Raw genomic sequence first — 24,995 nt, forward strand, 5'->3', positions numbered from 1 at the left:
TTAAGATAATGTTACTTTAAATTTAATTATTTTTAGCCCTTTAAAAATTACGCGCGAATGAGAATTTTTACCCTAAAATTGCTATTTATTGTTCTGTTTGTTAATGTGTTACAGGCTCAAAATCTGTTGAATAATGGAGATTTTGAATCGGGTGGAGTAGGAGTAGGATTTAACATTAATGGAACGGGATATAACTATGTAGCTACCGCTTCAGGTACGACTGCTGCTGGGGATTATAGTTTTACTACAAATCCACAACCCTTTAATACCACTAATTTTATTACTACGGGTGATCATACATCTGGAAGTGGTAAAATGATGATCATTGATGGAAGTAATGATGGTGGTAATCCTAGTTTTTGGAAAGCTGGGAATAGTGGCGGAGGTGTTTGTGGATTGACGGTGGGTGCGACTTACACCTTTCGTTATTGGGTTCGATCCATTTCTACAACTGTAACCAATCCCGCAACGCAAGCCGATATTCGTGTCGTATTTAACAATGCGACGGTGGTTACAAGTCCGGCAAGTACGTTAGCTCCTGTTACAACTGCAGGTTGGGAACAACGCGTGTATACGTTTACTCCTACAAATGCTTGTGTCAATATTGAATTGCGTAATTTCAATACAAGTTTTGTAGGTAATGATTTTGCTATAGATGACTTGGCGGTGATTCCACCTCCTCAACCCTTAACGGTACGTTATTCAGTGGTAACACCTTATTGTGCAACGCCTGCCACGGGTTCAATTTCCGTTTATGGTAATGGAGGTACAGCACCGTATACAAATTATACCATCGCTGGTCCGGTGAACTTAAACAATACCACCGGAGTTTTTACCAATTTACCTGTCGGAAATTACACGGTGAGTGTTACAGATACAGCGGGTAATACGGTTTCTCAGAATAATGTTCAATTAACGGGTGCTCCAAATCCATTAACAGTTTCTCCAAATTCAACTATTTGTGCAGGAGGAAATACAACATTGTCGGTTGCGGGTGGTACTTCATATACGTGGACGGCTTCTCCGGCCGATCCCTCGTTAACTACACCAACGAGTGCGACACCCACTGTGAGTCCGACAACCACCACGACATATACGGTTTCATCGGTAGCGAATTTTAATAAGAATTTAGTATATAATGGTGATTTTAGTTTAGGAAATATTGGGTTTGCAACGGATTATGTGTATGTAACTCCGATCAACACTTCGGGAGCACAACAGTTATATGGTGTTGTCAATAACCCAAATGCTTGGTACACTTCTTTTGTAAACTGCCCTGATCATACCAATGGTTCTGGTAATATGATGGTTGTTGATGCTTCGGTATCAAATTCAGGAAATGATGTAGTGTGGAGTCAAACGATTCCGGTTACCAACAATACCAATTATACCTTTTCGTATTGGGTACAAACTTTATCACCTAATAATTATGCTACATTACAGGTAAAAATTAACGGTACTGCTTTAGGTACGGCACAAGCTCCAACCACTACTGTTTGTGGCAACTGGACACAAGTGACGTATAACTGGAATTCAGGAGCAAGTACTACTGCACAAATTGCTATTAACGACACCAATACGGCGGCTTCAGGAAATGATTTTGCATTAGATGATATTTCTTTTACAACAGCAATTACTTGTAATGCTACAAGCTCTGTTACTGTAACTGTGAATACATTATCGATAAGTGTACCTAGTAATCAAACCTATTGTGATGGCGCAACAGTTCCTGTGCAAACATTTACTAGTTCGTTACCAGGTACAACTTTTACATGGACCAATTCTAATTCTAGCATTACTATAGGTAGTTCAGGATTGGGGAATATCAATTCGTTTTTAGCTACGAACAATACAACTGTTCCTCAAACAACCACAATCACTGTTACAGGTGCTTTCAATGGATGTGCCAATGATGTAAAAAGTTATACGATTACCGTTAATCCGCCTCCTGCAGTTTTGGTGAATAACATCGTGAAATGTACGGGGGATACATCACCTGGAGTCATAACAGCTACACCATCATTTCCGGGCACCTATAATTATGCTTGGACAGTACCGGTTGGTGTACCAGCACCTGGGAATGTGGCCAGTTTCCCTACGACTATCGCAGGAAATTATTCTGTGACGATTACCAATACTACAACAGGTTGTACAGCTACATCTTTAGTGCCAGGGGTATTTAGTTTTGATTTGGATTGTTGTGTACAAGATGCAATGACAGTTTCTGCTGAAGATTATACGTTATGTGAAAATACAAATTGTACAGTACTTAGTTCTAGCTTTATTGATATTAAAAACACAACGAACTACACAGTAGCTTCAATTCCGTATGCACCAGAGCAAGCATTGGGTAATTTCCCAACTGCACTTTGTGCTATTGATGATGCGTATACATCCGTTGTAAACATACCATTTCAATTCAGTTTTTACGGTCAATGTTATAACCAGTTTCAATTAAGTACGAATACCTATTTAACATTTATTGCTAATAATGCTGCATGTACAGGAGGAACTAGTCCTTGGGCGTTTACACAATCTATTCCAGCATTAGCGAATGCAATTGCTGAATTTAGAGCATCTATTTATTTTCCAATGCAGGATACGAATCCTGCAGTACCTTCTACGCCTGCAGTTTCCATTAATTATATCGTTGATGGGGTTGCCCCTTGTCGTAAGTTGATTGTAAATGTTAAAAACATGCCGTTGTTTTCATGTGGAACAGGTCAGGGCTTACAAGAAAGTCAGTTGGTTTTACATGAAAGCACTAACATCATTGATATTCACGTAAAAAGAAGATCTGTATGTGCAGGATGGAATAGTGGAAGTGGTGTTATCGGAATTCAAAATGAACTTGGCAATCTAGGTTTAGCAGCACCCGGTAGAAATACTGGAACATGGACGACAACCAATGAATCTTGGCGATTTACACCATCAGGTCCGTCATTGACTTCTATCGAATGGTTGAACGGAACTACAGTAATTGGTACAACTCCTTCCATTTCTGTTTGTCCTACTACAACAACAACCTATACCGCCAATGTGAAATACAATCTTTGTGGTGGTGTACGCACAGTGACACGGCCTATTACGATTGAAGTGAGTTCGGATGATACTTCTAACGCACCATCATTAACAAATTGTATCCCCAATAATACATTTGATTTGACTCAGAATGAAGCTCCTGTATTAGGGCCATTATTAGGGACAGGAGAATATGAAGTGTATTATTATTTGAATCAATCGGATGCTGAAAATTTAGCATCAAATAATATTGCAAATCCTTCTTCTTATTTATTGACCTCAGGAAATAGTCAAATCATTTACATGAGTTTGTATAATGTGAATACAGGTTGTATTCGTATCAAACCTTTTAGTGTTTCTATGATTGACTGTAGTACTTGTCCAACAATAACGAGTCCGTCACCTGCACAAACCTTATGTCTAGGCGCAGATATGGATCCTTTATCAGTGAGCACAACGTTTGCTGGGACTAATGCTATTTCTTATGTTTATTTTACCACACCACAAGTGGGTTCAAATATGTATACTGGTGGAACTTTACTCGGAAATGCAACGCCAAATGCCTCTAGTATTGCAACGTATAATCCAGGTGTTTTAGGAACTGTTGGTTCACTTCCTAATGCCACGGGAACCTATTATATTTATGCCATTGCAAATCCAACGCCTTCTTTATTAACTTGTAGACCTTATCAGGAAATAATAGTGACGATTACTTCTTTAAATGGATTGTCATTAACTTCAGCACCTGCTACAACGAATCAAACGCTGTGTTTAGGAACTGCAATTACACCGATAACGTATACTTATGACCCAACAGCTACCGCAACAGTAACCGGTTTGCCAGCAGGTGTAACTGCGGCCATTTCAGCAGGTAATATATCCATTACAGGTACACCCACTGCTACAACCGCTACACCCCTAACATATACCGTTTCTGTAACGGGTAGTGCATGTGGTTCACCTACTGCGACAGGTACGATTATGGTTCAGCCAATAGCTACTTTAGTGCTTACTTCTGCTGCAGCAACTTCTAATCAAACAATTTGTGATAATGTTGCCATTACCAATATTGAATATACTTTTGGAGGATCAGCAACAGGGGCCAATATTTCAGGCCTACCTGCAGGAGTTACTGCAGCCGTTTCGGGGAACACTTTAGTAATTTCAGGAACTCCTACAACAAGTACAGGATCGCCTTTTAATTATACAGTTACCACTACAGGTGGAAGTTGTGGAACTCCGTCACTAACGGGAACCATAACCGTTAATCCTACAACTACTTTGGTATTAACTTCAGCTACTGGAACTGATAGTCAAACGGTTTGTGTAAACAGTCCTATAACACCATTAATATATACTTATGGAGGATCTGCTACTGGAGCCAATGTTACAGGTTTACCTGCAGGTGTTACATCAACTATTTCTGGTAATACGATAACAATTTCAGGTAGTCCAACAACTACAGTTGGATCACCATCTACCATCACAATTACAACAACAGGTGGTAGTTGCGGTACACCTTCTATGTCAGCCAACTTAACTGTTCAACCTCAGGTTACTTTAACACTTACCTCAGTGGCGGCTACAACTAATCAATCGGTATGTCTTAATTCACCCATTACAAATATCATATATACCTTGGGTAATGGAGCTACTGGAGCTACTGTAACTGGATTGCCTGCAGGTGTTACTGCTTCAGTAACGGGAACTACAGTGACCATTTCAGGTTCACCTACGACAGCAGTTGGTTCTCCTTTTTCATATACAGTTACAACTACTGGTGGTTGTGGAACGCAAACACTAACGGGAAGTATTACAATTAGTCAAAACGTTTCATTAGCATTGGCTTCGGGAGCAGGGACCACTTCGCAAACCGTTTGTATCAATTCTCCCATTACAAATATTGATTATACCTTTGGAAATGGTGCAACGGGAGCAACGGTGACAGGTTTGCCTGCTGGTGTTACTGCAACAGTAACTGGAAATACAGTAACCATTTCCGGATCACCCACAACAAATGTAGGTTCGCCATTTAATTATACTGTTACTTCGACAGGAGGTTGTGGTACTCAATCATTGACAGGAACAATTACTGTGAATGTTGGAGCTACTTTAGTACTTAGTTCAACAGCCTTTTTAGCAAACCAAACTGTTTGTGTAAATAGTCCGATTACGAATATTGTTTACACTTTTGGAGGATCAGCTACTGGTGCAACAGTGACTGGATTACCGGCAGGTGTGACTTTTTCAGTTTCGGGTAATTCGGTAATTATTTCAGGGTCACCTTCAACGCTTGTCGCTTCACCTTATACATTTACAGTAAGTACTACTGGTGGAACATGTGGTGCTCCTTCATTAACAGGAACAATTACAGTTGAACCTATAGCCACTTTGGTATTAACATCAAATGCATCAACTACAAATCAAACAGTTTGTGAAAATAGTGCAATTACGAATATCGTATATACTTTTGGAGGTACAGCAACAGGAGCCACCGTTACGGGTTTACCAGCAGGAGTTACCGCTACAGTAACAGGAAATACGGTTACTATTTCAGGTGCACCAACTTCAGCAACAGGTTCGCCTTTTACTTATACAGTAACAACTACCGGTGGTGCATGTGGTTCACCTTCATTAACAGGAACCATTACTGTGAAACCTACCGATACATTAGTATTAACCTCTGGGGCAACAACTAATGCGCAAACGGTTTGTTTGAACAGTGCTTTAACAGCGATTGAATATACATTTGGTGGTACTGTAACAGGTGCCACAGTTACTGGATTACCAGCAGGAGTTACTTATGCTGTTTCTGGAAGTACAGTTACAATAACAGGAGCACCTACGACATTAACCGGTTCGCCATTCACATATACCGTAAATACAACGGGAGGAACATGTGGTTCACCCTCTTTAACAGGAACTATCACTGTTCAACCACTAGCAACAATGGTTTTAACTTCTAATGCGGCTACTGCCAACCAAACGGTTTGTGAAAATTCAAGTATTGTAAATATCATTTATACTTTTGGAGGAACCGCAACAGGAGCAACTGTTACGGGCTTACCAGTTGGGGTTACCGCTTCAGTATCAGGTACTACGGTTACTATTTCAGGTACACCAACTACAGCAACGGGTTCACCTTTTACTTATACAGTAACAACTACCGGTGGTGCTTGTGGTTCACCTTCATTAACAGGAACCATCACAGTGAAACCTACCGATACATTAGTATTAACCTCTGGGGCAACAACGAATGCGCAAACAGTTTGTTTGAACAGTGCCATAACAGCGATAGAATATACATTTGGTGGTACTGTAACAGGCGCTACAGTCTCTGGATTACCGGCAGGAGTTACTTATGCTGTTTCTGGAAGTACAGTTACAATAACAGGAGCACCTACGACATTAACCGGTTCGCCATTCACATATACCGTAAATACAACTGGAGGAACATGTGGTTCACCCTCTTTAACGGGAACTATTACAGTTCAGCCGCTTGCAACAATGGTTTTAACGTCTAATGCGGCTACTGCCAACCAAACGGTTTGTGTGAATAGTCCAATTACGAATATTGTATATGCTTTTGGAGGAACCGCAACAGGAGCAACTGTTACGGGCTTACCAGTTGGGGTTACCGCTTCAGTAACAGGTACTACGGTTACTATTTCAGGTACACCAACTACAGCAACGGGTTCACCTTTTACTTATACAGTAACAACTACCGGTGGTGCTTGTGGTTCACCTTCATTAACAGGAACCATCACAGTGAAACCTACCGATACATTAGTATTAACCTCTGGGGCAACAACGAATGCGCAAACAGTTTGTTTGAACAGTGCCATAACAGCGATTGAATATACATTTGGTGGTACTGTAACAGGCGCTACAGTCTCTGGATTACCGGCAGGAGTTACCGCTTCAGTTACAGGAAATACAGTTACAATAATAGGCGCACCTACGACTTTAACCGGTTCGCCATTCACATATACCGTAAATACAACGGGAGGTACGTGTGGTTCACCCTCTTTAACGGGAACTATTACAGTTCAGCCGCTTGCAACTTTGTTGTTAACTTCTAATGCGGCTACTGCCAATCAAACAGTTTGTGTAAATAGCGCAATTACAAATATTGTATATACTTTTGGAGGTACAGCAACAGGTGCAACTGTTACAGGCTTACCTGTTGGTGTTACTGCCTCAGTAACAGGGAATGCGGTTACCATTTCAGGTACACCCACTACAACAGTTGGTTCTCCATTTAGTTATACGGTGACAACTACAGGTGGAGCTTGTGGTTCACCTTCATTAACAGGAACGATTACTGTTCGACCTTTAGCTACTATAACTTTATCATCTCCTGTCGGTTCAGATAATCAATCCGTTTGTGCATTCTCATCGATAGCAGTAATTCGTTATACGAATGGAGGTACGGCAACTGGAACTTCTGTAACCGGTTTACCAACTGGTGTTACTGCTTCATTCAGTGGAGGAGTAACTACGATTTCTGGTGTACCAACAGTGCCTGGTATTTATAATTATACAATTACAACTACAGGCGGTGCTTGTGGTACAGCAACTTTATCGGGTTCAATTACAGTAATCCAAGCGCCTATCGCGACACAACCAACACCATATGTTCAGTGTGATGACAATAATGACGGCGTAGCTTGTACATTTATTTTGGATACAAAGATTCCTGAAGTGACTAGTAGTTCAACGGTAAGTGTAACCTTCCATTTGACCTTAACGGACTCACAAACAGGATTCAATCCTATTCCTTCTAATGTGCCTTTCTGTAACAACGATTACGACCAACAGACGATTTATATCCGAGTATTTGATCCTGCAGCTCCAGCTTGTCCAACTTTGACAACCTTGAGTTTGGTTGTAGTTCCAAAACCAGTAGCGACACCTCCAGCGGATTACCACAAATGTGACGATAACACGGATGGTATTGCGGTGTTCAATTTGAATACGGTAGTGAATCCACAAGTATTGGGTAGTTTAGCCGCTTCACAGCATACCGTGACCTATTATGCCTCACAAGCCGATGCTTTGGTTCCTCAAAATGCCTTAACAGGTACGAATGCATATACTTCGGCCTCGACGACATTGTGGATTCGGGTGCAGAACAATACTACAGGCTGTTTTGATGTAGTGTCCGTAAATTTGGTCGTTGACCCACTACCGCTGTTACCTGCAGCAGGGTACTTCCCGCAATATGAATTGTGTGAGACTACGGCTCCAGTGGGCTATGAAATCTTTAATTTGAATTCGCAATTACCGACTATATTAAACGGACAAACGGGTATTCAAGTGAAGTTTTATCCAACCTTGGCCAATGCCAATGCCAATACCAATGCGATTGCGAATCCGGCAGCCTATCAAAACGGAGCGCCGTACAACCAAACTATTGGTATTCGTTTAACCAATACCACGACGGGATGTTATGTCGTGTCTACCATGGACTTGATTGTGAATCCGAAGCCAGCACCACACGTACCAACGGCTCCGTATGTGGTGTGTGATGACAACCAAGACGGCGTGGGTCAGTTTGATTTAAATACGTTAACTCCTGTCTTGTTAATGGGTACCCCAGCTTTGTATACCATCAGCTACCATCTTACGCAAGTAGATGCACAAACGCCCGTTAACGCAATTCCGTTAACCCAACCGTTTATCAATAACGATCCGTTTGTACAGATAATTTGGGTGCGCGCCGAAGATCCTACCACTGGTTGTTACACGGTAGTTCCTGTAACCTTACAAGTGAATGTTTCGCCGATAGCGCCAACCAACTTACCGACGATTAACAACTGTGATGTGGATAGTAACCCACAAGACGGTTGTACAACGTTCAACTTGGCGGCACAAACCCCTGCGGTCTTGGCCCAACAAACCACAGCAGCCAATAACTATACGGTAACCTATTACACTTCACAGGCCGATGCGTCAGCTTCACCAGCGGGTATCAACCCGATTGTGAATACGACCAACTATACCGCTTGTGGTACGACGACCATTTGGGTGCGTGTGGAGCACAAATCCTCGCATTGTTTTGCAGTGGGTTCGTTTGACTTACAAGTGAACACTTCTTTGGTGTTGACCACGCCTACGCTGTATGCGCTGTGTGATGATGATGCCACACCAAATAATCAGTTTACGAGTTTTGATTTGGTTAGCTTTGTGGGTACGGTTCCTGGGCATGCCCTTGCATTCTATTTGAATGCGGCGCATACCCAACCGATCAATAACCCAAGTGCGTTTGTCAACACAGTAGCGGCTAACCAGACCATTTTCGTGGTGGCTACGGATAATACGACAGGTTGTAAAAGCTACCGTACTTTAACCGTACGTGTATTGCCAGTTCCTACACCGCGCACCAACCCACCCGCTTTGGCAGCGAAGTGTGACGATACCAACCCTGGCGATGGGTATGAGATTTTTGACTTGACGGTGAATGCGGGGTATATCTTAAACGGGCAAGCCAATGTGAGTTTGCATTATTACCCGAGTTATAACGATGCGGTGGCAAATACCAATGAGATTCTTACCCCAACAGCGGCCAACGTGAATCAGAATGTATGGATTCGTGTAGAGAGCAACTTGAACATTGACTCGTTCAACGAACACTGTTATATACTGGTTGAACAAGCCTTAACGGTGAATCCGTTGCCGACTTTGGTACAGCCTGTGGCCGATTACCAAGAGTGTGACGATGATACCGATAATATCACCGCGTTTAATTTAACCGCTTGGGGTCAGGCCAATTTGCTTACAGGGAATCCCCTTCCGCTGAGCAACTACAGCTTGAGTTTCTACGAAGATGCAGCACATACGGTATTGATTCCGAATCCAAGTAATTATTTAAACACCAGTTCGCCACAGCAATTGTGGGTGATTGCTACCAATACTACTACAGGTTGTCGCTCGGTAGTGGGTACATTCAACATCTTGGTGAATCCCAAACCATTGGCTACAGCACCGGGTCCATTCGACACGTGCGATACCGACGGAACCAATGATGGACAATTCAACTTGGATTTGAGTCAGTATGTCACAACAATTTTAACGGGACAGTCGGCAACCGACTTTACGGTAACTTTCTACAACACCCAATTGGATGCAGAGAATGAGACCAATGCCATTGCCGATTTAGTGAATTATATGGCGTATACCCATGCTATTTGGATTCGGGTAGAGGACAACTTGACGGGTTGTGCGCGTTTGGTTTCCTTTAATGCAACCGTTGCGCCGTTACCCGAGCCTGTGATTGAAACAGCGAATAACTCCCATGTGATTTGTGTGGACTTCCTTACGGATCAAGTGGTGCGTCCGTTGTTGTTGACCGCGAGCAACCTAATCCCAGGAACGTTTACCTACGAGTGGTATGAGGCATCCAACCCGACTACTGTCATTGGAACGGGATCGACCTATTTGGTAGACACTGCGGCTACGGGTGGAGCTACACGCACTTACACGGTAGTGATGACCAGCACGAATCCGACGCTACCATGTAACCAAGCTTCGGCGAGTTTTGATGTGATTCAATCGGGTCAAGCTGTGGTACCTGCAGGTACGGTGGGTTATGTGGTGACCAATGCGTTCTCCGACTTACAAACCATCACGGTGAATGTAGACGGTCATGGAACGTATGCGTACAGCTTAGACGACGGTCCGAGACAAACCTTAAATGTCTTTGAAAATGTATCACTAGGTGAACACACCATCACGGTTTGGGATACCGAAGGAGGCATGGACAACAGCTGTGATCCTTTAGTGATTAGTGGTGTTTCGATTATCGATTATCCGCATTACTTCACTCCGAATGGAGACGGTATTCACGATACGTGGAATATAGTGGGCTTACAAAACCAAGTGGATGCAAAGATTTACATCTTTGACCGTATGGGTAAATTGATTAAGCAAATCAGTCCGGCTTCACCGGGTTGGGACGGAACGTATAATGGGTACTTGATGCCGGGAACGGATTATTGGTTTAAGGTGGAGTATACTGAAGGAACTGAGAGGAAAGAGTTTAAGGCGCATTTCTCGTTGAAACGTTAGTGACTAGTGATTAGTGATTAGTGATTAGTGACTAGTGATTAGTGATTAGATATAGAAGCTGCTCGTAAAAGGGCGGCTTTTTTTATTATTATAAATTTTATATTTTAAATTATAAATTATTGGTTTTGGAGCACAAGGTAATACAAGGTTTTCACGATGTTTCACAAGGTGTTGCCATGAACTCGCACCCACTCTTTTTTCTTGCTTCTTTCTTCTTTCTTCTAAAAAATCATAATTCCTTTCGCGCTAGGGGTGGAAGTGGAAATCCTTGACGGAGCGAAGCGGAGGCAAGATTGTAACGGACGACCCGACCCCGAGGTGCAATTACTTTTTCTTTTGCATTAAAGTGTGCGAGGGGGAGCGCCCTAATTAATGAGACTATTTGTCAATGAGTCGATGTGTCAATGAGGTAATGAGGCAATGGGGTAAAATAAAAAAACCTGCACCGGAAAGATGCAGGTTTGAACTTTTATAGATTCAAATTTACTTTGCGTTATAAGCGATTAAAGCGGCTTCCAAAACTTCGATGGCACGTTTTAAATCTTCTTTTTTCAAGACATAGGCGATGCGAACTTCGTTGAGTCCGACCCCAGGAGTAGAGTAGAAACCGGCCGCAGGCGCCACCATTACGGTTTCGCCCTTATGGTCGAAAGACTCCAATAACCATTGTGCAAAATCATCAGCATTGGCAACAGGAAGTTGGGCGATACAATAAAAGGCACCTTTTGGAGTGGCTACTTTTACGCCCTCAATTTTTTCTAATCCAGCTACTAAAATATCGCGACGCTCTTTATATTCTTCGATCACTTCATCAAAATACGATTGGGGCGTTTCCAAAGCGGCTTCACTAGCGATTTGTGCGTAGGTGGGCGGACTCAGACGCGCTTGGGCGAATTTCATCGCGGTGCTCATTACTTCCTTATTTTTTGAAACGATACAACCGATACGGGCGCCACACATGCTATAGCGTTTGGAAACCGAGTCAATCATGATCGCATTCTCTTCGATTCCGGCTACATTCAAAACGGAATGATGCTGCACACCTTCATCATAAATGAACTCGCGGTATACTTCATCAGCAATTAAGAACAAATCGTGTTTTTTTACGATTTCGGCCAATTGTTGAATTTCTTCTTTGGAATAGAGATAACCAGTTGGGTTTCCTGGATTACAGATTAAGATGGCTTTTGTTTTGGGCGTAATCAATTTTTCAAAAGCAGTAATAGGAGGAAGGGCAAAACCTTCTTCCAAGGTCGAAATTACGGGTACAACCGTAACTCCAGAAGCGGTAGCAAATCCGTTGTAATTCGCATAAAACGGTTCGGGAATAATGATTTCATCACCGGCATCCATGGTACTACCAATAGCAAACAGCAACGCTTCCGAACCTCCAGTAGTAATAATAATATCTTGCGATTCTACGGGTAAACCGTGGTTTTTATAGTACTGCGATAATTTCGTGCGGTAACTTTCAAATCCGGCCGAATGACTGTATTCCAAAACACGAATATCCGCGTTTTTCACTGCATTGAGCGCAACATCAGGCGTTTTGATATCGGGTTGACCAATATTTAAATGGTATACTTTTACCCCTTTTTTCTTTGCAATTTCCGCGTAAGGAACTAATTTACGAATAGGTGATTCCGGCATGGATTTGCCTTTATGCGATACGTGTGGCATGGTTTCTTTTATTTAGCGTTGCAAATTTGCAAATTTTTCAGCGTTAATTTTACTATTCCATGGATAAAATAGTCCTTCATTTTGTAATTTTAAAGAAAAAATAGATGATTCGCTGCCTGAAGTATTTTTTCATTCTCTTCTTCCTGCCCAACTTACTTTTGGCACAGCAAGGTTTTACGATACAAAATACACGTCAGAAGACCACCCTCGATTTCAAATGGATCAATAATTTAATTATTATTCCTGTAGAAATGAATGGGGTCAAACTCAATTTTGTATTGGATTCGGGAGTTGATGGAACCGTGCTTTTCAGTTTGGAAGATGCCGAAAATTTAGAGTTTAAGGAGTTGGCCAAAATCAAAATCAGAGGCATAGGTAATAAAGAAGCTATTGATGCTTTTTGGTCAAAACACAATGAAATGCGTATAGGGGATTATGTCGATTTGAATCATTCCATTTATTTGGTTTTGGACCAAGAAATCAATATTTCAACGTCAATTGGCGTTCCTATTCACGGGATAATAGGGTATGATTTTTTTAAGAATTATAGTATTCGCATCAATTATGTCAAACAAACCATAAGTATTGCAAAAGATATCCAAAAGTTGCGGCGACGCAAAGAACAATTTCAAGCGATTCCATTATCCCTCATTCAGAACAAGCCTTATATGAATATTCAGGTGCAATTTGGAAACACAAAAGCGTCGGCTTTTCAATTGTTAGATACCGGCAACACTGATGCAGCTTGGTTTTTTCAAGAAACTTTTCCCAATATTAAATGTTTATCCGAGCAACATATCGTGGATTATTTGGGTAAAGGAATGAGTGGTGATATTTACGGAAAACGAGGTCGATTACAAGCAGTATCTATCGGTGATTTTGAAGTAAAACGTCCGATTGTTTCATTTCCCGATTCTACTTATGTTCGCTTGCTTCTTGGCATTGAAAAGCGCAACGGTTCAATAGGGAATGAGGTGTTGAAACGTTTTCACATGATTTGGGATTACCCGAATCAACGGGTATTGATGCGACCCAACAGTCTGTTTGCCACACCATTTCAATACAATATGTCGGGTATCGAAATCCAGCACCAAGGCATGCAATGGATTGCCGAGGAATACGATGAAGATTTAAAAAAATCGATTAATTCTCAAAACCAATTTAACAATAGTGGCCAGCGGGTGAGTACGAATATCAAAGTGAATTTCGAACTCAAGCCCATTTATTACGTGATGAGCGTGCGTACAGATTCCCCTGCAGCGCAACAAGGGATAAAAAGTGGGGACCGACTTTTAAAAGTAGAAGGGAAGGAATGTCAAAACATGACCTTAGATCAAATCAACAGCCTCTTCAAAATGCAAGACGGGAAATCCATTGATTTGGAACTTGAACGTAGTGGCAAGCCGTATCGGGTCACCTTGGTACTCAAAGATTTATTGCCATAAAAAAAGCCCGAAGATTCGGGCTCACTATTACGATTTGTTCATCAACAGATTCGTTTTCTTTTCCAGCGGATTGGGTTCGTTTTTCACAATTACCTCTCCTTTAATTTTCAAGGCTACCATACCGCCTTCCACATTCACCGCATTGGTTTCAACGGTGATGGTTTTGCGAATGGGACCGGGATTCATGTTGTATTTCACTTTGATTTCCCCCGTTTTTCCAGGCATAATCGGTTGTTCCGGCTTACTCGGTACGGTACATCCACAGGTCGATTGCACATTTTTAATGATGAGTGGTTGATCCCCCGTATTTGTAAATTCGAAAACACGTTCGCCACTGTCGGTATCTTTTGACACCGTTCCATAATCAACGGTGTTATCCTTGTCTTTAAACACAATTTTTGGTCCGGTTTGCGCACTTACAATTCCTGTAAGCAAAAGCACAACTGCAAGTAAAATTCGTTTCATAATTCGCATTTTGTGTAAAGTTACTACTTTCATTTAGGGTACAAAATTTTAAATCTTAAATTTTTCGTAACGTACTATTTTCAGTACTTTTGCAGGCACAGAAACAAAAAGCGTACCAAAATTTTGGGATGTTTTGGAGCAGATCTACCGTGTTCTTTTCCAGTATCCTCCCGCTTTCGCCTTTATCTCTCCGCTACGCTTCGAGGATATCGGCTCTATCGGGGCTAATAGCGACGCTTTTGTTTTTAATTCATATAAATAATTAACCCTTGACTCATGATTCCAGCTCAGTACAACGCCAAAGACGTCGAACAAAAGTGGTACAACTATTGGATGAAGAACGATTATTTCACTTCCAAACCGGACCATCGTAAGCCGTACACCATCGTAATTCCGCCACCCAACGTCACCGGAATTTTGCACATGGGTCATATGCTCAACAATACCATTCAAGATGTACTCATTCGCAGAGCGCGTTTAAAAGGATTCAATGCCTGTTGGGTGCCCGGTACCGATCACGCCTCTATTGCAACGGAAGCTAAAGTTGTAGCAAAGTTGAAGAGTGAAGGAATTAATAAGAATGATTTGTCTCGTGAGGAGTTCTTAAAACATGCCTGGGATTGGACCGAAAAATACGGCGGTACCATCTTGGAACAATTAAAGCAATTGGGCTGTTCTTGCGACTGGAGTCGGACAAAATTTACCATGGATCCCGACATGTCGGCGTCTGTGATTCATTCGTTTGTGGATTTGTACAACAAAGGAATGATTTACCGCGGTTACCGCATGGTGAATTGGGATCCCGAAGCCAAAACAACCCTTTCTGACGAAGAAGTAATCTACGAAGAACGCAACGGGAAATTGTACCATTTGCGCTATCAAATAGAAGGTTCTAACGAGTATGTAACCATCGCAACTACGCGTCCGGAAACCATTTTGGGCGACACCGCGATTTGTATTCATCCCGAAGATGAACGCTACCAGCATTTGCGCGGTAAAAAAGCCATTGTGCCCATTTGTAACCGCGTCATTCCAATCATTTTTGACGACTATGTCGATCCTGAGTTTGGAACAGGTTGCTTGAAAGTCACGCCCGCACACGATGTTAACGATAAAGAATTAGGCGAGCGCCATCAATTAGAAATCATCGATATCTTCAACGAAGATGCGAGTTTGAATAGTTTCGGATTGCATTATGCCGGCAAAGACCGTTTTGTCGTTCGTGACGAAATTGCCGTGGAGTTGGAATCTATTGGTGCCTTAGTGAAAACCGAAAACCACATCAATAAAGTGGGAACTTCAGAGCGTACCAAAGCGGTAATCGAACCCCGACTTTCTGATCAATGGTTTTTGCGCATGGACGAGTTGGTAAAACCGGCCATCAAAGCGGTATTGGAAACCGAAGAAGTAAAATTATATCCTAGTCGTTTTAACAATACCTACCGCCATTGGTTAGAGAACATCCGGGATTGGAATATATCGCGTCAATTGTGGTGGGGCCAACAGATTCCAGCGTACTACTACGGCGATGGAAAAGAAGATTTCGTAGTGGCAGAAACGGCAGAAAAAGCGCTAGAATTGGCCAAAGTTAAAACTGGAGATGCGAATTTAACGGCATCCGATTTACGTCAAGACGATGATGCATTGGATACGTGGTTCTCTTCGTGGTTATGGCCTATTGCCGTTTTCGGCGGCATATTAGATCCTAATAACGAAGATTATAAATACTATTATCCAACCAATGACTTGGTGACAGGCCCCGATATTTTGTTTTTCTGGGTGGCACGTATGATCATTGCGGGCTATGAATATGCCGAGGCAAAACCGTTTACCAACGTGTATTTAACCGGATTGGTTCGCGATAAATTGGGTCGTAAAATGTCAAAATCATTAGGGAATTCACCCGATCCCTTGGATTTAATTGAACGTTTCGGAGCCGATGGTGTTCGTGTCGGATTGTTGTTGAGTGCTTCGGCAGGAAATGATATTCTTTTTGATGAGGAGTTGTGTCAACAAGGGAAAGCGTTTGCCAATAAAATTTGGAATGCGTTCCGACTCATCAAAGGATGGGAAGTGGCGGATATTCCGCAACCGGAAGCCTCAAAAGTGGCGATTGAATGGTACGAAGCCAAATTGCAACATACCTTAGTCGAAATTGAAGACAACTTTGATAAATACCGTATCTCCGATGCGTTGATGGCCATTTATAAATTGTTCTGGGACGATTTCTGTTCCTGGTTCTTGGAAATGATTAAACCGGGTTACCAACAGCCGATAGATCGCACTACATTTGACAAAGCCATTGCTATTTTGGAAGCCAATTTAAAATTGTTGCATCCGTTTATGCCGTTTTTGACTGAAGAGATTTGGCAACACATCAAAGAACGCTCTGCTGAAGATGCGTTGATTATTGCACAGTGGCCAAAGGCAGCTGCGTATGATGCAAAAATGGTAGCCGACTTTGATTTTGCTACAGAAGTTATTTCAGGAATTCGTACCATTCGAAAAGACAAAAACATTCCGTTTAAAGACAGTATCGATTTGAAGGTAGTCAACAAAGAAAAGGCTTCTACTGTTTTTGACGCTATTGTGGCGAAATTAGGAAATGTAGGTGCTATTGAATATGTTAATGACAAAGTAGACGGCGCCTTATCGTATCGCGTGAAATCCAACGAATATTTTATCCCAATTACCGGAAATATTGATGTAGCGGCTGAAATTGAAAAGTTGGCGACAGAGTTGGAATACACCAAAGGCTTTTTGAAATCGGTTCAAGCCAAATTATCCAATGAGAAGTTTGTAGCTGGTGCGCCTGAGAAAGTAATCGAAATGGAACGCAAAAAAGAAGCCGATGCGTTGGCTAAAATTGCAACCCTAGAAGCCAGTTTGTCCGGTTTGAAATAAGAATAGAATATTTATACTATAAAAAAAGGAGCTAATCAGCTCCTTTTTTGTTTTATTCAAATTTTACTTTCACCGTTTGAGCAGCACCATTTCGGGTATAAACCACTTCAACTTCATCACCGGGATTGATTTTGGCTAAGGCTTCCATATAGCCGTAAACATCTTTGATGACGAGAGTTCCAATTTTGGTGATCACATCGCCTTCTTGAATACCTGCTTTTTGAGCGGGACGGTTGTCGGTTACACCATCCACGTGTAAACCATCGGGATGTTCGGTATAATCCGGCATAATGCCCATGGTTACTTTATATTTCGGACGTGTTTTGCCGGCATTGGCTTTGGTTTTGGTGAATTCGATTTTTTCTAAATTCGAAAGATCATGCACACAACGCGCCACATATTCGATGACATTTTTAACCCCATAATAATTGATTTTATCTTCATCATCGGTAGGTTTGTGGTAATCGTTATGGGTACCGGTAAAAAAGTTTAAAACGGCCATATCCTTTAGATAAAACGACGTGTGATCGGTCGGACCCGTACCACTTTCATCCTGGGTTACATGGAAACCGGCGGGTTTGTTGCGTTCAATCATTTTTGGAAATTCGGGACAGGTTCCAGTGCCACCCACCACCAAATCTTTGGAGTCGTTTAAGCGACCAATCATATCCATATTTATCATGGCAACGGTATTGGGCGATTGGGTTTTGATAATTTCAGCCAAAGCTTTCGAACCGATGAGTCCGTCTTCTTCTCCTGAAAATAAAGCAAAAATATAATTGGCTTTTTCGGTGGATTTGTTTTGTGAAAGCATGCGTGCTAATTCCAATACGCCGGCAACTCCCGAAGCATTATCATCTGCCCCATTGTGGATTTCACCTTTTGAATTCATTTTGGTCGAATTCCCATGTTCGTTGACGCCTAAATGATCATAATGCGCACCGATTACGATGGTTTTAGCCGCTTTGTTATCCAAAAACGCGACAACATTATTTGCTTTTATAGATACTTCCTGTTGATTCAACGAATCTTTTGGGTTGAGTTTGTATTTGTATTCAAAAGGAATGGAATACGATTTCCCTTGATAGGATTTTAGTCCCAACTTCTTAAATTCATCATTTAAATACTTTGCGGCTTTTTGTTCTTCTTTTGAACCGGCAAGTCGGCCCTTCAATTCATCAGATGCCAAATAGCTGATGTGTTTTTTGGCAGCCACTTCGTCTACGTATTCTGCGGGGTCAATATCCACCCAATCGGCAATGAACACATTGGTTTCCCGCGCGGCTTGTTGTTGGCGGTTACTGGAAAAAACTAATTTTTTTCCATCGGGTGAAAACATGGGGAAGGCGTTGAATTCACTTTCAAACGTGATTTGTTTCAGGTGAGCACCATTCACATCAATCATGTATAATTGAAAATCATAACCCCGCGTAGCATGATGATTGGAGGAAAAGATAATTTTTTGATCGGAAGGATGAAAAAACGGAGCCCAATTGGCTTTACCCAAGTGGGTGATTTGTTTTAAATCGGAGCCATCTACATTGCAGGTATAGATTTCCATTTCGGTGGGAGCCACTACATTTTCTTGCAGTAATGATTTATACTCGGCTATTGCTTCTTCCGTTTTAGGGCGAGAAGCTCTAAAAACTAATTTTTTGCTATCGTGTGAGAAAAAGCTGCCACCATCATAGCCTAAGCCAAAAGTTACCTGTTTTAAATTGGATCCATCAATATCCATGGTCCACAATTCTAGGTCGCCTGAGCGGGTAGACGTGAAGGCAATTTTCTTACCATCGGGAGACACTACCGCCTCAGCATCATAACCGGGTGAATTCGTTAATTGTTTGACGATATTTCCGTTTAAGTCGGCGATATACAAATCAAATTCGGGATAAATAGCCCAAAGGTATTTTCCATCACGCGGTTTGGGTGGGGGAGGACATTCATTTTGTGATCCATGTGTAGAGGCAAAAATGATATGTTGACCATCGGGCATAAAATAAGAGCAAGTGGTGCGTCCTTTACCATTGGAAATCCGCTTCAAACTTTGGGGCGAATAGGTTTTTTCGTTTAGATTTAAGGTATAAATCTGGTCACAAATAGCGCCGAGTTCTTTATTGGTGACTTGGAGGGTAAGCATAGAGCCGTTCGGACTGAAATACGCTTCTGCATTATCGCCCCCAAAGGTTAATTTGGTTATGTTCTTTAGATGTGTTTCTTGAGAAAACGCTGTTAATGATAGAAGGACAATAGCCCAACTCATGTATACTTTTTGCATGGTATATTTTTTTTCAAATATACTAGCTTTTCAAAAAAGGATTTGGGCTATTTATTTAAAATTTCAGCCAATTGTTCACGATTTAACGGTTTTTCTAAATAGCCTTTAAGGGCAGGATATAAAGTGGCTTTCTTCTTATCTTTTTCGTTTAAAGAAGAAGTCAATATGAATATATTATTATTATCCATGTAGTCGGGAGCTCTATTTTGTAGTTTATCTAAAAATTCGAAGCCATTGAATTCGGGCATGTTGATATCTAAAAACATCCAAGCTTTTTGATTGGGGTTTTCGATAGCATTTTGAACGACAAATTCCAAAGCTTGTCGACTGGACAAGAACGATTTTACGATACATTCAGGACAAAGTGTACGAATCGTCTTTTCATGAATGTAGTTAAAAATCGCGTCATCATCTATCAAAATACAAAACATAGGTTTTTTCTTATAAAGTTAGTTATTTTTTGGAAAGTGTAATCATAAATTTTGAACCTTTTCCAAATTCGGATACTACTTCTAGGCTTCCGCCTAATTTTTCGACTATTTCTTTACAGATGTAAAGTCCTAATCCTGTGCCAATTCCGGTATTGGAACCTCGATAAAACATTTTGAAAATTTTTCCAATATTTTCTTCGGCAATGCCTTCACCATTGTCCTCAACGGTGATGATGTATTTTTGATCTGTTTCAGCCAATTTGAATTGGACAAAAGAGTCATTTTGCCCAATTTTTCTATATTTCACAGCATTTCCAATGATATTTTTTAAGAGTGTAGATAAACGGTATTTATCAGAGATTATAAAATCACCGCATGAACTTTCATAGGTCATAGTCATTTGATCTTCAGAAGCAAAACGTAAATCATCGAATATACTTTGAACCATTTCACGAACATTGAACGTTTCTCGGTGAATTTCTAATCGAGCATTTCTAGAAAATTCTAATATTTCTTGAATAGTTCCATCCAAACGTGTGGTACTAGTGTCAATTAAATGGATATATTCAAGCAAGTTGTCATCCAGTTCTTCTACACTTAAAATCAAATTTACCAAACCTTTAATGGAAAGAAGCGGCCCACGTAAATCATGGGAAACACGGTATACAAAATTGTCCAATTCATTGTTGAGTTTTTGTAATTCTTGATTTTTGCCTACGATGGTTTTTTGTGTTTTTTTCAATTCCGTAATATCTACACCATTGATGATAACGTACTGTAATTCAGAACCAATGTAATAGGGGAATACATTGACTAATCGATACATTTGTTTGTTTAAAGGTGTTATGAGTGTATCACTGAAATGGATCAGTTTTTTAAAATCGATGGCATCCGAGACTTTTTGAACCAAGCGTCTCAGGTTTTTCATTTGTTGACGTCCCATCGATTGTTGGGTTAAGTCTAACAAATTTTTTCCAATGAAATCTTCCCATTCGGGTTGTTGTTTTAAAAACGAATTGTTGATAAAGGAAATATTCAATTGATTATCTAATACAATTTTTTGAGAAGGCGAATGATGGAATAGGCTTTCATAGTATTGTTTTAATTGCTCTACTTTTACTTCAGCTTCATGTTTTTCAGTAATATCTAAATTACTTCCTATCAATTTAATAATTTCTCCTTTTGCATTGCGTTCAGCTATTACTAAGGAATTGATGAATCGAATTTTAAAGTCGTTTTTACGAATGATTCGGTATTCATATTCCAGCAACGTTTCATTGGAATTGATAAACTCATGCAATTTTTCAAAAACACCATTTTTATCTTCTTGATGCAAGCAACTTTTCCAATAAGTATAGAAATCTTCAGGTAAAATTTTTCGAGTAATACCCAATTGATCTTCTAGAATTGAATTCCAAATAGTTTGTTGGGTTGATGTTTCCCATTCCCAAATCCCAATTTGTGATTTTTCGGCAATAGTTTCAAATCGTTTATTGATTTTTAAAATTTCATTGCGGGCTTTGACTTCATGGGTTACGTCTTTCTGAACCGAAATGAAATTGATATGATTTCCTTCATTATCAAAAACAGGAATGATTTCAATATGATTGTAGTAAGGGACTCCTGATTTTGTATAGTTGACAAGTTCAACGGTTACATTTTGTTTTTCTTGTAGTGCTTTGATGAGCCGTGCATGTTCCTCTTCAGATTGCTCGTCTCTTTTAAGAAAATCTTTGGGTTTTTTTCCACGGATTTCATCCAATTCATATCCTGTAGTTTTGATAAAGGAATCATTTACCCATTCTACTTCACCATGCGCATTAGCAATTACAACATTATTGTTGGTATTGCGTGCGATTAAGGAAAGTTTGGTTAATTCAATTTTAGAAATATTAATTTCATTCAATTGATTTTGAATTTTTGTACTTTGGATATGACTGCTAGAAAGGGATAAAAATTGTTGCCCAAAAATTTGAAAAATGGTTTCTTGATTACTGCAAAAAGTTCTGAATAACGGCGCTTTTTGTTTACTAATCAGTCCTAAAAGTCCGATTTCAATAGCCGCTTTTTCGTCAGACAAAATGAGTAAGACTCCTTTTGCATAAGCCTTTAATTCAGGGATCTGACTAAAAAATGTTTCATCTACAAACTTTACTTTGGATGGATTTTCTAAGATGTCTACAAATTGTGTAATCGAGTAAAATTCAAATTTTGTAATGTCAGCATTGGGAATTCCTTCTGTATGTACTGATTTGCTACCAGTGCTACAATCTTTAACACATAAGATAGCGGCTTCCACTTCTAAAATATCAACAATTGTTTCTACAGCTAATTGATTAATGGCATTGGCATTATTTAATTGTAAAGCTGTAGAGTTGAAATGGGATAATCGTTTATACAAGTTCAATTCATGATCCAATTGATCTTGTGTATCCTTTAGTTTTTGTTCCACAGCAGAAAAGCGCGTCACTCGTTGTTGGAGTTCGTCATAAGCGCTTTGCAAAAGTTGTTGATTCTTGTGGTTCATGGTACTTTGGGGCAATTAGGAGCGGTAGATTACATATAATGCAGTGGTGTAATTGTGATACGTGTTTTTTCCATTCAGTCGGGCAAATTCGCCAAATCCATACATTCCTAACCAAGGAGGACATACATTATCGGAATAGAATGGCGTTTGCATTTGATGTACCAGTTCCTCTTTTAATACTCGATTGGTTAAGTAACGACCGCGGGCCAAACAATCCGCATGAAATACAGCAATAGGTTTTTTCCCTTGGGCTCTTTCTATCATTGCATTCACCATTCGATCCATTTCGGTAAAAATTCGCTCTTCATCTCGAACAGTCAACCATAGCTGTGTGCCTACCGGACAAGAAGTCGCATAAAAAATAGCATCACCTTCGTGTTTAGTAACTACCCGAAGGATATGTCGGTTACCATATTCTTTTGCATCACTTTTGGATAAAACTTCAGCTAATGCACCTACAGGAATGGAATTGCCACATTCTGCGGTTTCTGGTAGACCCAAACGGGCTAAAAAGGTTGGCCAAGCGGGTTTTCCATCTAACTCTTCTATAATGTTATCATGCGATTTGGTTACGGTTAAGGGTTCGCCGATTGCTAAAAAGCCATGGGTAGCTTGTGTATCAATTGATAATGTTGGGTCACAGAAGGCTAAGGCAAAAGCACCGTGTTCCATTACTTCATTTCCAAAAGATTGGTAGCTCACATAGCCTTTCATATTATCCGATGATGTAGCCCCAAAGATGGTAACCTCTGCGCCAAGAATTTCTTCAAATGCTCGAATACATTCCGTATTATTAATATCAATTCCCGAAGCTAAAAAGTAAAGCATGTTGATTCCTTCTTTTTGTTCTTTCAATTGAATCGCCATTTTGCGACACTCTTCATAAGAGTTATATCCAAAGATTTGAGAACTACCTGCGATAGCAAAATCATCACCGGTAATGGCCATTAAAGCCATGTCTTTCATAGATTCACTAACGCCTTCACGACCAACTACCCCACAACAAGAGGCGGCAAGGATTTGCGCATTAGGCTGCAGTGATTTTGCATATTCAATCATTTCATTGAAATCATGCCCAACGGAAGCATTAAAGAGCAGAACAGAAGGGGATTCAGTGACACCTTGAAGTGCGACTTCAAGACATTCACTTACACTTCTTTTGGTGTTGACGATACGGGTGGAGGCTGAGTAAAATTGTAGCATAGTGCGAACTTTTTAGTAGTAAATAATCAGTGCGCATCTAAACAATTTCTTTAAAGATAATGTATTGTCAAGTTGTTTATTGCGTTTAGTCTGATTTCTATATTTTAAAAGTACGGACTAAGCTGTAGAATTTTTTTTTTAATCGTTTAACACGAAATAGCTGTCGGTAAAAGTTGAATACCTTTCGATGAAATAAAGTTTATTTTAATAAGACTTCTTCATACTTTTCAGCTACTTTATCCCAATTCACGCAATTGAAAAAGTTATCGATATATTTTTTGCGTTTGTATTGGTATTCCAAGTAATAGGCGTGTTCCCATACATCAATTCCTAAAATTGGTGTTCCTGGAACCACTGCTTTTGGCATTAAGGGATTGTCTTGATTGGGGGTAGAAGTGATTTGAAGTTTTCCAGCGCGATCGACAATTAACCACGTCCAACCAGAACCATATTGTTTGTTTGCCGAATCTTCAAATTGTGTTTTGAAAGCATCAAATGATCCAAAATCTTTATCAATGGCTTGTGCCAAGGTGTCTTTGGGCTGACCTTGTGATTTGGGCGTCAAAATTTCAAAATACAAACTATGGTTGTAATAGCCACCTAAGTTAAAGCGTAGTTCCTCATTGGATAGGTCAGCTTTCTTTATAATATCAACAATAGGCAAAGATTCCAATTCAGTTCCAGCCAATAATTGATTGAGGTTGTTGGTATGGGATAAATAGTGTTTGGAATAATGCATTTCAAGCGTAAACGCATCGATATTGGGTTGTAAAGCATCGTATTTGAAAGGTAGTTTGATCAATTCAAAAGCACCTTCGTTAGCCTTTACATCATCGGGATCTCCTAAAATAACCTTTTGTTCTTTGGTGGGAAGCGGTACTTCAACCACTTCGTTGTATTTTTTTTGTTTGCACGAACTCAGTACTAATAGTGCAATCAGTGTTATTCCAAGTTCTATCTTTTTCATGGTC

At 40.4% G+C, this 24,995-nt stretch carries 10 protein-coding genes; 3 read left to right on the forward strand and 7 right to left on the reverse strand.

Translation table 11 applies throughout. The features are described 5' to 3' along the window. Nucleotides 1–57 precede the first annotated feature (57 nt). The gene (locus tag OLM45_RS08230; protein WP_264509512.1) at nt 58–11,091 is read left to right on the forward strand and encodes a T9SS type B sorting domain-containing protein; all 11,034 of its coding nucleotides are present in this window, start codon (nt 58–60) and stop codon (nt 11,089–11,091) included. Nucleotides 11,092–11,574: 483 nt separating this feature from the next. On the opposite strand, the gene OLM45_RS08235 is transcribed toward OLM45_RS08230, so the two are convergent. Continuing rightward, complete coding sequence (locus OLM45_RS08235) at nt 11,575–12,771, reverse strand: pyridoxal phosphate-dependent aminotransferase (protein ID WP_264509513.1); 1,197 nt, start codon at nt 12,769–12,771, stop codon at nt 11,575–11,577. Nucleotides 12,772–12,875: 104 nt separating this feature from the next. Between OLM45_RS08235 and OLM45_RS08240 the strand changes: the two genes are divergently transcribed. Next, entirely contained in the window at nt 12,876–14,216 is a 1,341-nt protein-coding gene (locus OLM45_RS08240; RefSeq protein WP_264509514.1) for an aspartyl protease family protein, read from the forward strand. Nucleotides 14,217–14,243: 27 nt separating this feature from the next. On the opposite strand, the gene OLM45_RS08245 is transcribed toward OLM45_RS08240, so the two are convergent. Beyond that, complete coding sequence (locus OLM45_RS08245) at nt 14,244–14,681, reverse strand: DUF1573 domain-containing protein (protein WP_264509515.1); 438 nt, start codon at nt 14,679–14,681, stop codon at nt 14,244–14,246. 276 nt (nt 14,682–14,957) lie between these two features. Between OLM45_RS08245 and OLM45_RS08250 the strand changes: the two genes are divergently transcribed. Beyond that, a complete protein-coding gene (locus tag OLM45_RS08250) occupies nt 14,958–17,585 on the forward strand; it encodes a valine--tRNA ligase (protein ID WP_264509516.1) in 2,628 nt (875 codons plus the stop codon). Between the two features lie 52 nt (nt 17,586–17,637). Here the strand turns inward: OLM45_RS08250 and OLM45_RS08255 are convergent, their stop codons facing one another. The 5 genes from OLM45_RS08255 to OLM45_RS08275 all read right to left on the reverse strand — a co-directional run bounded on the left by OLM45_RS08255 (nt 17,638) and on the right by OLM45_RS08275 (nt 24,991). After that, nucleotides 17,638–19,863, reverse strand: a complete 2,226-nt coding sequence (locus tag OLM45_RS08255; RefSeq protein WP_264509517.1) for a M20/M25/M40 family metallo-hydrolase — start codon at nt 19,861–19,863, stop codon at nt 17,638–17,640. 47 nt (nt 19,864–19,910) lie between these two features. Beyond that, complete coding sequence (locus tag OLM45_RS08260; protein WP_264509518.1) at nt 19,911–20,294, reverse strand: response regulator; 384 nt, start codon at nt 20,292–20,294, stop codon at nt 19,911–19,913. Between the two features lie 22 nt (nt 20,295–20,316). Continuing rightward, entirely contained in the window at nt 20,317–22,821 is a 2,505-nt protein-coding gene (locus OLM45_RS08265; protein WP_264509519.1) for a PAS domain-containing protein, read from the reverse strand. Nucleotides 22,822–22,836: 15 nt separating this feature from the next. Beyond that, complete coding sequence (locus tag OLM45_RS08270) at nt 22,837–24,024, reverse strand: FIST signal transduction protein (protein WP_264509520.1); 1,188 nt, start codon at nt 24,022–24,024, stop codon at nt 22,837–22,839. Nucleotides 24,025–24,223: 199 nt separating this feature from the next. Beyond that, the gene (locus OLM45_RS08275; protein WP_264509521.1) at nt 24,224–24,991 is read right to left on the reverse strand and encodes a superoxide dismutase; all 768 of its coding nucleotides are present in this window, start codon (nt 24,989–24,991) and stop codon (nt 24,224–24,226) included. Between the last annotated feature and the right edge of the window lie 4 nt (nt 24,992–24,995).

This window comes from Flavobacterium sp. N1719, from assembly GCF_025947045.1.
Lineage (GTDB): Bacteria > Bacteroidota > Bacteroidia > Flavobacteriales > Flavobacteriaceae > Flavobacterium > Flavobacterium stagni.